At 65.1% G+C, this 11981-nt stretch carries 11 protein-coding genes and 2 pseudogenes; 10 read left to right on the top strand and 3 right to left on the bottom strand.

All coding sequences use genetic code 11. The features are described from left to right. Nucleotides 1–152: 152 nt before the first annotated feature. Both ACOOF5_RS11445 and ACOOF5_RS11440 read left to right on the top strand, forming a co-directional pair. Nucleotides 153–1376, top strand: a complete 1224-nt coding sequence (locus ACOOF5_RS11445; protein ID WP_420439225.1) for an aminotransferase class III-fold pyridoxal phosphate-dependent enzyme — start codon at nucleotides 153–155, stop codon at nucleotides 1374–1376. Between the two features lie 172 nt (nucleotides 1377–1548). Continuing rightward, entirely contained in the window at nucleotides 1549–2385 is an 837-nt protein-coding gene (locus ACOOF5_RS11440) for an LLM class F420-dependent oxidoreductase (protein ID WP_420439223.1), read from the top strand. 75 nt (nucleotides 2386–2460) lie between these two features. Here the strand turns inward: ACOOF5_RS11440 and ACOOF5_RS11435 are convergent, their stop codons facing one another. Both ACOOF5_RS11435 and ACOOF5_RS11430 read right to left on the bottom strand, forming a co-directional pair. Next, nucleotides 2461–3291, bottom strand: a complete 831-nt coding sequence (locus ACOOF5_RS11435) for a DUF6159 family protein (RefSeq protein ID WP_420439221.1) — start codon at nucleotides 3289–3291, stop codon at nucleotides 2461–2463. 222 nt (nucleotides 3292–3513) lie between these two features. Further along, nucleotides 3514–4659, bottom strand: coding sequence for a DMT family transporter (locus ACOOF5_RS11430; RefSeq protein WP_420439219.1), 1146 nt, complete (start codon nucleotides 4657–4659; stop codon nucleotides 3514–3516). Between the two features lie 142 nt (nucleotides 4660–4801). Between ACOOF5_RS11430 and ACOOF5_RS11425 the strand changes: the two genes are divergently transcribed. The 8 genes and pseudogenes from ACOOF5_RS11425 (at nucleotide 4802) to ACOOF5_RS11390 (ending at nucleotide 10810) form a co-directional block, all read left to right on the top strand. Continuing rightward, complete coding sequence (locus ACOOF5_RS11425; RefSeq protein ID WP_420439217.1) at nucleotides 4802–5602, top strand: SDR family NAD(P)-dependent oxidoreductase; 801 nt, start codon at nucleotides 4802–4804, stop codon at nucleotides 5600–5602. Nucleotides 5603–5606: 4 nt separating this feature from the next. Beyond that, complete coding sequence (locus ACOOF5_RS11420; RefSeq protein WP_420439215.1) at nucleotides 5607–6638, top strand: hypothetical protein; 1032 nt, start codon at nucleotides 5607–5609, stop codon at nucleotides 6636–6638. A 71-nt stretch (nucleotides 6639–6709) separates the two neighbouring features. After that, a pseudogene (locus tag ACOOF5_RS11415) lies at nucleotides 6710–6907 on the top strand (hypothetical protein); the annotation flags it as partial. Between the two features lie 291 nt (nucleotides 6908–7198). Further along, entirely contained in the window at nucleotides 7199–7516 is a 318-nt protein-coding gene (locus ACOOF5_RS11410; RefSeq protein WP_420441023.1) for a hypothetical protein, read from the top strand. Between the two features lie 83 nt (nucleotides 7517–7599). Continuing rightward, nucleotides 7600–8307, top strand: a pseudogene (locus ACOOF5_RS11405) (nucleotidyl transferase AbiEii/AbiGii toxin family protein); the annotation flags it as partial. Between the two features lie 120 nt (nucleotides 8308–8427). Beyond that, on the top strand, nucleotides 8428–8697 hold the full coding sequence (locus ACOOF5_RS11400) for a WYL domain-containing protein (protein ID WP_420440969.1): 270 nt from the start codon (nucleotides 8428–8430) through the stop codon (nucleotides 8695–8697). Between the two features lie 84 nt (nucleotides 8698–8781). Then, nucleotides 8782–9705 carry an SMP-30/gluconolactonase/LRE family protein gene (locus tag ACOOF5_RS11395; protein ID WP_420439213.1) on the top strand — a complete coding sequence of 308 codons (924 nt, stop codon included), beginning with the start codon at nucleotides 8782–8784 and terminating at the stop codon, nucleotides 9703–9705. A gap of 76 nt (nucleotides 9706–9781) precedes the next feature. Next, entirely contained in the window at nucleotides 9782–10810 is a 1029-nt protein-coding gene (locus ACOOF5_RS11390) for a LacI family DNA-binding transcriptional regulator (protein ID WP_420439211.1), read from the top strand. 140 nt (nucleotides 10811–10950) lie between these two features. On the opposite strand, the gene iolG is transcribed toward ACOOF5_RS11390, so the two are convergent. After that, nucleotides 10951–11973, bottom strand: a complete 1023-nt coding sequence (gene iolG, locus ACOOF5_RS11385) for an inositol 2-dehydrogenase (RefSeq protein WP_420439209.1) — start codon at nucleotides 11971–11973, stop codon at nucleotides 10951–10953. Nucleotides 11974–11981: the final 8 nt, after the last annotated feature.

Genomic DNA, 11981 nt, shown 5'->3' with positions numbered 1-11981 from the left:
GAACAGCTGGCAGTCGGGCAGGCGGCGCAGAGACTCCGCATCGGCCAGCCACGGCTGCTGCGCCTCCGAATCGGGTGTGTCAGGCTCTCACCGGGCGCTCGCTGTGCTCACCGGTTGCTCGCAGCGCTCACAGCGCACACAGGGGGTAGGTCATGAGCGAGCCGATGCCAACATCGAAGTCACGCGAGCTGTACGAACGTGCGCAGGCGGTCGTGCCAAAAGGCGTCTACGGCCATTACGGGCCCGCCATCATCGACGACGGTCCGGTCTTCTTCGCATCAGCTGAGGGTGCCCGCTTCACCGATGTCGACGGCAACTCCTACATCGACTGGATGTGCGCGTACGGCCCGAACATCTTGGGCTACAACCACCCGACGGTAGAGGAAGCTGCCCACAAGCAGGCCGCCGACGGCAGCACGGTCAGCCTCGCCGCACCGGTGCTGGTCGAGCTGGCCGAAGAACTCGTTGATCTCGTGGACGGCGCCGACTGGGCGCTGTTCGGCAAGAACGGCGCCGATGCGACAGGGCTCGCCGTGATGGTCGCCCGCGCCGCAACCGGGAGGCGCTACATCCTCAAGATTGAAGGCGGCTACCACGGCTCGGCCCCGTGGATGCAGGCGCCGGGCAACAAGGGCACGATTGCCGAGGACCAAGCGTTCGTCATCGAAGTGCCGTGGAACGATGCGGCAGCGGTGCAAGCCGCCATCGACGCCCACCCGGGCGACATCGCCTGCTTTATCTCGTCGCCGTACCACCACCCCGTGTTCGCAGACAACGAGCTGCCGGCGGACGGTTACTGGACGGCCGTCGAGTCAGCATGCAGGGCGGCAGGCATCGTCGTCATCCTGGACGAAGTGCGCAGCGGGTTCCGGATCGATCTCGCCGGTGCGCATGTCGCGTACGGGTTCACGCCCGATCTCATGTGCTTCGGCAAGGCGATCGGCAACGGGCACCCCGTGGCGGCGCTGGCGGGGCGCGACGCGCTGAAGGACGCAGCCGGCGAGACGTTCTTCACCGGGACCCAATTCTTCAACGCCGCCCCGATGGCAGCAGCCCTCGCGACCCTGCGGGAACTGCGCGCGACAGATGCGGCAGCCGCCGCGACCCAGACCGGGCTTCGCCTCGGTGAAGCGCTGACCGATGTGGCCGCAGCGCACGGCCACGAGCTGCGCGTGAGCGGCGTGCCAGCGATGCCGTACCTGCGCATCGTCGGCGAGGGCGGCTCGAAGTTTCACGCCCGCTGGATTGCAGAGTGCATCCGCCGCGGCGCCTATCTGCTCAGCTACCACAACAATTTCGTCTGCACGGCCCACACCGAAGACGACATCAAGCGGACCTGCGACATCGCCGACGCAGCCTTCGCCGCGCTCGACTGAACCGGCCACTCAGCGCCGCTGAGCGATCTTCTGGTGCGCCCTGGCACGAAGCGGCCAGCCGGACCAGCGACTTGCCAGTCTCATTCACGGGTGACCCGCCCACAATGATCGCTACTACTGCTGCACCGCACGCCGATGTGCTGTGCTGACGCAGCGAAAGGAGCACACCGTCATGAAATACGGCTTCACCGTGCCCAACAACTTTGGGGTCGACGATCCCGCCGAGGTCGTCGCCTTGGCCGTCGAGGCCGAGGAACTCGGCTTCGACTCGGTGTGGGTGAATCATCACGTGCTCAATGTGGGCTACGTATGGGACCGCCTAGGCGAACGGCCCTATCACGATGCGCTGGTGACGCTCACCTGGATCGCGGCCCACACGTCCCGGGTGCGCCTGGGCACCAGCGTGCTGGTGATGCCCTACCTGCACCCGATGGTGCTGGCCAAGGAGCTGGCCACATTGGATCGGCTGAGCGGCGGTCGCTTGGTGGTCGGGCTGGGCGTGGGCAGCCTGCCCGAGGAGAACGAGTTGCTGGGCGCGGAATACGACGACCGCGGCCGGCTCAGCAACGAGTTCATCGAAGTGCTCGACCTGCTGTGGACCCAGTCCAGCGCCGACTTCGACGGCGAGCACTACTCGTTCAAGGGCGCAGTGAGCTCGCCAAAACCGCTGCAGCAGCCACGCCCGCCCATCCTCGTGGGCGGCAACCGCCCGCCGGCGCTGCGGCGCGTCGGACGGCTGGGCGACGGTTGGCACCCCATGATGCTGTCGCCCGAGAGCGTCGCAAAGCGCCTCCCGGTAATCCGCGAAGCCGCCGACGCCGCAGGCCGCCAGGGCATCCCCGCTGAGCTATCTGTGCGTCTCACCGCCAATGAATTGACCCCTGAGTTAGCCGCTGAGTACTCGGCCGTCGGCGTGAATGAACTCGTCGTCTCGTGGAATACCGGCGACGTCGCCGAGATCAGCAGCGGCTTACAGGCCTTCGCCACTGAGCATGACATCGGATGCTGAGAGCCGAACTGCGATGACCCGGCATTACCGACGGCATTCGACGCCGGCGAGTTGTTTTTTCCAGGCGCTCGACAGCTATTTCGTGCGGAAAGAGGCGCTCATCTGATCGACGTCGTAGCCGCCGTGGGCGACACCGTCGGTGGCGTACTCGTACAGCGCTGTCTTGAAGTACTGGCCCAAAGCGCCGACGACCACGCTGACGGTCAGCACCCCCACGACGCCCAGAGCGATGCCGACGAACATCCCCACCCCGGGCACCAACGCCGCAATCGCGATGGCGATCAGAATGATCGGCAGAGCAAGCACAAACCCCAGCAATCCGAACCCCGCCTGCGAGATCAGATTCTCACCCCATGTGCGCCGCACCAACGACATCGACTGCTTGACGCCAGCGAACGACCCATAGTCGTCGATGATGATCGCCGGTACGACGAGATAGGTGGCCACACCCCACGCAGCCTCCGCCAAGAAAGTGAGCATCTGGCCCAGCCAGCCCAGACGCTCCCGCAGGAAGCGCAGCACCAGCCCGACGGTCATAGTGATGAGCGCCCAGCCCAGCAGGCTCGGCAGCCGTGACATCGCCTTGCCCATGGCACTGCGTACCGTGGGGTCGCCACCGGTCATGCGCTCGTGCGCTCCGGCCACGAGCGCGCCTTCGAAGAACACCACGATCGCAGTCGCCACAAAGACGAACACCAGTCCGAGCACTACTGCACTGCCGCCCAAGCCTTCGGCACCGCCGTCAGCGTCGAAACTGCCAGTCACAAAGCCCACAACCGCTGCGGCGGCCGCGACAGCGACGAGCGTCAGCATGCTGAGAACCGGCAACCACAACAGCTCCCGGTCCTGCTTCAGCAACGACCACGAGACCTTCGTCAGTCTCCACGTATTGGCGAATCGGCCCATAGCCATGCTCCTTGCCTGTCAGCCCCCGCATACGTGTCGCAGATGATCCCGCGGCACGGCTGACGAACTCTGCACGCCCGAGGGTACCCAAGCCATGCGGCACCGATTCGTCAGGGGGTTCGCTGCGTCGTCCACGTCACTGTTCGCGGGACTCGTTGTTCAGGAAAATCGTTACGGACTCATGGGCTGCTGCGGACAGCCATGGCTTCGCGGTTCGCACTCTCAGTGACGTGAGCGCGCAGCTGCAGCCGGTTCAGGCTCAGCGGCCTGCCCAACCGGTTCGGGTGCAGTGCGCGATCCGGCTGGCATGCGGATCACCATGGCCACCGAGAACAGCACGACGGCACCGCCCCCGAACTGCATAGGCGTGACCGGCTCACCGTGGATCAGCCACGCCGTCCCCACGGCCACGATGTGCATCGCCAGCACATACAGCGAGGACCGGGCCACCTCGATGTGGCCGTGGCACCACGTCATCAGCACATGACCGAACACACCGGTCACGAACGCCACGATCACGATCCACAGCCAGTCCAGCCCGCCGAATTCGAAGAACTGGCTGGGTGTCACCAGCAGCAGCGTCGGCAGGATCGCCGCAACGAAGGACCAGAAGTTGATTCCTGCCATCCACTCGATCGGGTCAACTGCGCTGGTCGATCTGGCCATTCGGGTCAGCACGAAATACACGGTGAACGTCAGCACCGACATGGCGGTGAGAAACAAGCCGAATGTGCTGGCACGGAACTCGCCGCCGGCACCCATGATCACACCGGCGGCACCGGCAACTCCGACCAGCGTGAAGACGATCTGACGCACGCTGACTCGGTCGCCAAAGATCGGTCCCACCAGCGCCAGCAGCATGGCCGGCTGCAGCGCCATCATCACCGACATCACCGAGATAGTCACTTCCTGCACTGCGGCGAACACAAAGACCATGTTGATGCCGAACGACAGCCCCGGCAGTGCCGTCTGCCAGAACACCCGCCGAGACAACCAGCGGCCCCGCAGCGCCAGCAACGCGAGCAGGAACGGCGTGGACATGCCGAAGCGGATGAATGCGCTCACCATCGGCGGCGCTGAGAGCAGCTTGGAGATCGGCGGCCCGAGACCCCACGAGATGACCACCAGGCCCATGACGAGCAGCGGCAGGCCCCCGCCACTCGTGATTGCGCCAGCCGAGCGAGCAGACGAGCCGCCAGGCGACTCAACTGCCGGCGCACCCGCCGCCGGAGCCGGAGCGCCGTTGGCTGATGGGCCGATGTCGCCAGAGCGGCCGATAGACGGCGCTACCCCGAAGACGTTGCCCGTGCCCGCCGCAACGGAGCGCACGCTGCTACGCGCTCCATCCGGCCGACCCGCACCCCTCACCAGAGCGAGGCTAGGGCCGTCGCGGAAGCGGGGCCGGGGATCGGCATTCCACCCGCGAGCCGTGTCACGAGCGTCCAATACGCTGCGAAGCTGAACGCGCAAACAAAGTGGAGATGTCCATCATGCAGCCGAGGAGGCAACCGTGAGTGACGACGCCGACAACCCGGGAGCAGACATCAGCCTCCCGCCCCAGTGGTCAGCCGATCTCAGCGGCCAGACGGCATTCGTCACTGGCACGACTTCTGGATTGGGTCGCCGTTTCGCCACGGTGCTGGCCGCGTGCGGTGCCAGCGTGGCCATCTGCGGTCGGCGGGTCGAACGGCTGAACTCGCTGGCAGCCGAGTTGGAGGCCGACGGTGCCACCGTGCTGCCGATCCCGCTGGATGTCACCGACACCGAGGCGCTCTTCGAAGCGGTCGCGACCGTCGAGGACCAGCTCGGCACCGTGCAGATCCTGGTGAACAACGCCGGCAAGCCCGACGCTCGCCTTGCGCTGAAGATGAACCCGGCGTTCGTCGACGAGATGGTCGCCACCAACCTCACGTCGCTGTTTCACCTGTCGTGCGAGGTCGCTCGGCGGCTTATCGCTGCCGAATTGCCCGGCCGCATCGTGAACATCTCCTCGGGCGCAGCGTTCAGGGCACCGATCGGAACCGCCATGTATGCGATTACCAAGAGCGCCGTGGTGCGCATGACCGAGGTGCTGGCCCAAGAGTTCGGCCGCTACCACGTGAACGTCAACGCGATTGCCCCGGGAGCGTTCGAGAGCGAGATGATGGACGGCATGCTCGAGCGCATGGGCGACATCACCAAGATGTTCCCGCGCCGACGTCTCGGCAAGGCCTCACAGCTCGACTCGACGCTGCTGTACCTGGTGTCGCCGCTGTCGGACTTCGTGTCGGGCACCTGCATCACCGTCGACGACGCCCAAGGCGCCGGCTGAGATCGTGAGCACGACCGACGCAGCCACTGGAGTCGGCACCACGAGCATCGGCAATGGCCCTGATGCCGACACCACGAGCATCGGCAATGGCCCTGATGCCGACGCTGAGGGCGTGGGCATTGCCGATCTCGACGAAGCGGCGCTGCATTGGCAAGAGCACGGCTGGGTGCTCGTGGACGGGCTCGTGCCAACTGCTGACATCGATCACGCGGTCGAAGATCTCTGGGATCTGTACCCGCATCCCGATGAATTCCACGGCGGCGATGCGGCACATCGAAGTCGGTTCGTCGGCAGCAGCCATGACCAAGGCCACAATTTCGACAAGGCCGGCGACGACGGCCCGGCGTTCCGGGCCGAGCAATTCCTGGGGCACATCATGTTCCCCTACGAATCGCTCCGGCTGAACCGGCTGCAAGTGCACCGCAACGTGGTGCACTTCGCCCGTCGGGCAATTGGGCTCGACGACATCCGCATCTACCAGGCCCGCACCTGGGGCAAGTACACGGGTGTGACCAACTACGAGCAGCCCTATCACCAAGACCGCAATCACAACGTCGTCCCCGATCGCCTCGAACCGGGCTGGTGGAACCTGGAGGGTTTCCTGTACCTGAGCGACGTCGAGCCCGACGTCGCGCCGACAGAGCTGGCGGGCGGCCCCGCCGATCCGGCACGGCCCTACGACGGGCCACCCGAGAGCCGGCGGATCTCTGCCGCCGGCACCCGGGGCTCGTTTCTGGCCTACCGGCCCGATACTTGGCACCGTGGCGTCGACCTGAGAAGGCCCGGCGGGAGCCGCTTCCTCATGAGCGCCTCGTTCAAGCCGGGCAGCGCCGACTGGATCGGTTACGACAACGTGCAGCCCGTAACGGTGGGGCGGCCGTGGATTCAATTTGCTGCAACCTGCACCCCCGACGAATTGTCCCTGTTCGGCGCCCCCGTGCCCGGCCACCCCTACTGGACACCCGAGCTAGTCGACGCGCTCGAGCACCGCTATCCCGGCATCGACGCCAGCCCGTGGCGAGACGCGCTGGATTAGCCATCCCTTCACATCGTCATTGACAATTAAAATCCATCAATTCCTCTCCAGATGGAATTAATGGATTTACAATGTCACACGTGAACTCCGTTACTGAGCCAGGGGGACTATCCAAAGCCAGTCGCCTCATGCTCGCGCGTCTGTTCGGTGGCGGCGCACGAACGGTCAGCGTAGAGACAGCTGCCGGAGTTTTGAATGTGAGTCGAGAAACCGCCGCGCGTCGCTTGTCGGCGCTGGCATCGCGGGGGTGGCTACGGCGAATTCGCAGAGGGTTGTATCTGGCGGTGCCGGTAGATGCACAGCACCCAGGCACATGGACAGAGGACTCGTGGTACTTAGCTGACCTGGCGTGGAAACCGTGCTACATCGGAGGGTGGTCCGCCGCGAATCACTGGTCCCTCACCGATCAAGTCTTTCGATCGACCATCGTCATGACTTCTCAGAGGGTCAGGCGAGTTGAACAGGAACTTGCCGGGGCGGAGTTTCTTGTTCATCACGTCGACCCCGAACTTCTCGCGTGGGGCCTCGCTCCAGAGTGGCGCCACGACCGGAGCGTGCTTGTGTCGCGTCCTGCGCGGACGGTTGCAGATCTGCTCTCGAATCCCGCGCTGGGAGGCGGAATCCGCCACTCCATCGAGATCCTCGAGTCGGCATTGGTTGATGTGAGCATCGAGTCCGTCGTCGACGCGGTGAGACGCCTCGGCAACGGCGCCGGACTCAAGAGACTTGGATTTCTCTTGGAGCAACTCGGTCACAGCACCGACGCCATCGACGAACCGTTGACGAACGGTGTGCCGCTCCTAGACCCCACTCTGCCAGACAGGGGCCCGAAGTCTCCTCGCTGGTGTTTGCGATTGAACGCCGACGTGTCCGCGTGATCACACCGAACGAGATTGCCAACACGGCCGCCGAGTGGCTCTTGGCTCACAACGTCGTCGAGAAGGACTACGCCCTCGGCTGGATGCTTGCTGGCATCGCGCAGCACCCCGTAACGAGCTCATGGGCGTTCAAGGGAGGCACATGCCTGCGCAAGTGCTGGTTCGAGACATATCGATTCTCGGAAGATCTCGACTTCACGGTGTCGGATGCGCACATCGACGTTTCGCTCTTACGCAACGCCTTCGGGGAGATTGCCGATTGGGTGCTGGCTGAATGTGGCTTGCGACTCGTCGTCGATGATCGATCGTTCCGCATGCGCGAGAACAAGCGGGGAAACTCCACGATCGAGGGTCGCATCGCCTACATCGGTCCGCTCGGGATGCCGACGCCTCCGAAGGTGAAGCTCGATCTCACAGCAGACGAAGTCGTCGTTCGAGACCTGGAACGCCGACCGGTGGCACATCCATTTGGGGATGCGCCCACCAAAGGCGCCCCTCATCGGGTTGCCGAGGTCCTTTGCTATGCGCTGCCTGAGCTTCTGGCAGAGTAGCTGCGCGCATTGGCAGAGCGGTGCCGTCCCCGCGACCTTTACGACGTTGTCCATACCCATCGGCACCCAAACCTGCTGGGACGAGCCACCGATGTCGCCTCGATTCTTGAAGCCAAGTGCGCACACGCAGGAATCGACGTGCCGACATTGCCTTCGATGCTCGAAACGCCGTTCAGGGACGAGATCGAAGGTGAGTGGTCGAACATGCTCAACCACCAGCTGCCTTCCCTTCCGCCTTTCAGTGAGTTCTGGGCACAGCTCGACGCTGTGTTCGGCTGGTTGCGCGGAGACACGCGAACGCCTTCGCTCGAAACGTTCCCTGGCACCGAGGCAACGTCCGCTTGGCGTCCCGCCACTCACATGACGACGTGGCGAACAGGGTCGCCGGTCGAGCTCATTCGGTTTGCTGGTGCAAATCGCTTGAGAGTCACGGTCGACTGCGTCGCCGCTGCTGGCCGATCCGGACCTCGAACTGTCGAGCCGTACTCATTTCGACGGTCCCAAGACGGGAATCTGCTGCTGTTCGTCGTCAACGATCTCGGTGAGCTGCGCTCCTACCGCGTCGATCGCATCCGCGGCATTCAGATTGAGTCTGAGACGTTCTCACCGCGCTACTTGGTCGAGTTCTAGTCCCGGGACGGGGACCACTACCTCCACGTGCAAGGACGTCCTCGGATGGAAGCAGCGTCGAGAGGCGCAGTAGCGTCGGTGGCCATGAGCTTTTTCGGACCGGACCACTTCGAGACCATCACCGACGGCCTGATATTCCCGGAGGGACCGGTGATGCTGGCAGACGGCTCGGTGGCCGTCGTGGAGATCGGGCGGGGCACGATCACCCGCGTCGATGTCTCCGACGGTCGCAAGGACATCCTGGCCACGCCGGGCGGTGGACCGAACGGCGCCGCGCTCGGTCCTGACGGGGCGCTGTACGTCTGCAACAACGGCGGCTTCGAGTGGATCACGGTGCGCGGACGGACAGTTCCTGGCGAGGTGGCAGCCGACTACACGACTGGCCGGATCGAGCGCATCGACCTCGAAACCGGCGAGGTGGACATCGTCTATGCCGACGTGAACGGCGTGTCGCTCAAGGGGCCGAACGACATCATGTTCGATTCCACCGGCGGCTTCTGGTTCACCGATCACGGCAAGACCCGCACCCGCGACCGCGACCGCGGCGGGCTCTACTACGCCAAAGCCGACGGCAGCCACATCGAAGAGATCGCCTTCCCGATGGACGGGCCGAACGGTGTTGGCATCTCCCCCGAGGAGGATCGGGTCTATGTGGCCGAGACGTTCCAGGGCGCCATGTTCGCCTTCGACCTCGAAGCACCAGGCAAGGTGGCCGCAGGGGTTCCCGCTCGGGGCTGGTTCCTGGCGCGCCCCGCCGGCCGCAAGTACTTCGACTCGCTGGCGATGGACGCCGAAGGCAATGTCAGCGTGGCAACCATCCTCACCGGCGGCATCAGCACCTTCACCCGCGACGGCGACGAGCTCGAGTTCGCCCCCACCGACGACTCGGCCACCACCAATATCTGCTTCGGCGGCGACGACATGCGAACGGCCTACGTGACCTTGTCGGGCACCGGCCGCCTCGCAGTCGGCGAGTGGCCCCGCCCCGGCCTCAAGCTGCCCTTCTAGCCCGCAGCGCGGCAACGCTTCCCGTCCCCGAAATTCGGTTCGGTACCATCGACGCGGCGCGGGACCGAGGGACTTCATGACGGCGAAACGGCAGGGTGGGTACCCGACGATCAAGGATGTTTCGCAGCACGCGGGCGTGTCGAAGTCCTTGGTGTCGCGCGCTCTGCGAGGCGAGGGCGCCGTACGCGAGAGCACCCGCCAACGAATCCTCGATTCCGCAGCAGAACTGGGCTACCGAGTGCATGCCGGTGCGCGCTCGCTCGCGGGCCTTCGCACCGGCACGCTCGGCTTCGTCGTCACAGGCTTGTTCGACGCGTTCTGGGGCGAAGTCATGTACGCCGTCGATCAAGAGGCAGCCCGTCGAGGCATGCGCACGCTGTACCTGTCCAGCCCGCCTGAGAGCGGAGGCGAACTCGAGGTCATCGAACGGATGCTCGAGTACCGCGTCGACGGTCTCGCACTCGGTCTATTGGGTCGTCGCGATGCCGCCGAGCTGGAGGCCTACGCCGACGTCCTGCCGGTGCTCGCGCTCATGTACGACCTGCGCTCGGACCGCTACGACACACTGGTGACTGACGATGCATCGGCGATGGCGTCGGTCGTGGGGCATCTCGCCGACTTGGGACACAGCAGCATCGCCCTGATCGGTGATGCCGAACTGCCGAACGTTGCGGCGCGCGCCCGTGGCTATGCCGAGGGAATGATCAGTCGCGGGTGGGGCGACTACATCACCTTCGAGCCGGCTGGCTTCCTGCAGTCGGACGGCTACGAAGCGACCGACAAGCTGCTGCGCCGCCCGAATCGGCCGACTGCGATTGCCTGTGTGAACGACGCGCAGGCACGCGGCGCGGTGCTCGCGGCGGCAGATGCCGGCCTGAGCGTGCCCGGAGACCTCAGCATCACGGGCTACGACGACTCGCTGTACGCAGTTGCCGGCGTGCCCAGGCTCACGACGGTGAGGCTGCCCCGGGCGGACATCGGGCAGACAGCAGTCAGCATGCTCAGCGACCGCCTCAACGGTCGCGATACGACGCTCGTGTCTGTGCTCCGCCCCGAATTGGTCGAGCGAGACTCAACCGGGCCTGCTCAGAGGCTGAGCCGATAGGCGAAACCGCGGCCCGAGCGGCCCGTGAGCGACAGCAAACAAGAGCGGGAAACAACGGGTGCGACAGCGGGAGGGTTCACCGGTCCGCGCATCTTCTCAGCCTGGTTCCACCGGTGGGTTGGCGGGTTTGGGTGGTGCGCTCAGTTCTCGATCTCCGCGACATCCACAGCACGACCCTCTCGCGCCGATCGTGTCGCCGCCTCGGCGATCACTGCGCACGCTCTGCCGTCGGTCAGCGTGATCGGCGACGGGGCACCATCGACGAGCTCGGCAAAGGCTCTCCACTCGGCCCGGTACGAATCGGCATACCGCTCGGTGAAGAACCACGGCATCGGCGCTGTACTTGCTCCCTCGCGCAGGTAGCGGACTGCTGCATGCTCGGGCGGGTTCTGCGAGACGATCGCACCCCCTGAACCGAAGGCCTCCACGCGCTGGTCATAGCCGTAGACGGCCTCGCGGCTGTTGTCGATTGTCGTGATCGTGCCATCGGCATGGGTGAGCACGATGACCGCGGTGTCCCAATCGGAGTGTTCGGCGAATGCATCATCGATCCGCACCGCACCGGCGGCATACACCCGCTCGACCTCTGCGCCCGACACGAAACGCGCCATGTCGAAGTCATGGATCGTCATGTCGGCAAAGATGCCGCCCGAGCCCGCGAGGTACTCCAACGGAGGAGGCGCGGGATCCCGGCTCGTGATGCGAAGCAGGTGCAGCTCGCCGATGTCGCCGCCGTGAACTGCATCGGCTACGGCTCGGTGCGACGGGTCGAAGCGGCGATTGAAACCGACTTGCACCGCTGTGCCTGATCGCTCAACGGCCTCTATGGCACGGTCGATCTCGGGCAACGACAGGGAAACCGGCTTCTCGACGAATGCGGGCAGGCCGGCAGCGGCGACCTCGACGAGCAGATCGACGTGGCTCTCAGTCGTCGAACAGATCGCGACGGCGTCCACATCTGCGCGCTTCAGCAATGCCGTCGGCGAATCTGCCACCGCAATGCCCAGGTCGCTGCCCAATACCGCAGCAGCCTGCGGGACAGCGTCGCAGACCGCAGCGAGATGCAAGCCTTCAACGCCGCTAGCAAGGAGTTCCGCGTGTAGGCGCCCGATGCGCCCGCATCCGATCACGCCGATGCCGAAGGCCTTTGCCGCAGCCTTCATTGCAGCGC

The sequence above is a fragment of the Candidatus Poriferisodalis sp. genome (genome assembly GCF_965214215.1).
Lineage (GTDB): Bacteria > Actinomycetota > Acidimicrobiia > Acidimicrobiales > Poriferisodalaceae > Poriferisodalis.
This window is presented reverse-complemented; position numbering and strand designations above follow the sequence as displayed.

Excerpts from the sequence above, each read along its gene's own strand:
- ACOOF5_RS11435 (WP_420439221.1), bottom strand. The coding sequence starts at position 3,291 with ATGGGCCGATTCGCCAATACGTGGAGACTGACGAAGGTCTCGTGGTCG.
- ACOOF5_RS11390 (WP_420439211.1), top strand. The coding sequence starts at position 9,782 with ATGACGGCGAAACGGCAGGGTGGGTACCCGACGATCAAGGATGTTTCG.
- ACOOF5_RS11395 (WP_420439213.1), top strand. The coding sequence starts at position 8,782 with ATGAGCTTTTTCGGACCGGACCACTTCGAGACCATCACCGACGGCCTG.
- iolG (WP_420439209.1), bottom strand. The coding sequence starts at position 11,973 with ATGAAGGCTGCGGCAAAGGCCTTCGGCATCGGCGTGATCGGATGCGGG.
- ACOOF5_RS11445 (WP_420439225.1), top strand. The coding sequence starts at position 153 with ATGAGCGAGCCGATGCCAACATCGAAGTCACGCGAGCTGTACGAACGT.
- ACOOF5_RS11440 (WP_420439223.1), top strand. The coding sequence starts at position 1,549 with ATGAAATACGGCTTCACCGTGCCCAACAACTTTGGGGTCGACGATCCC.
- ACOOF5_RS11400 (WP_420440969.1), top strand. The coding sequence starts at position 8,428 with ATGACGACGTGGCGAACAGGGTCGCCGGTCGAGCTCATTCGGTTTGCT.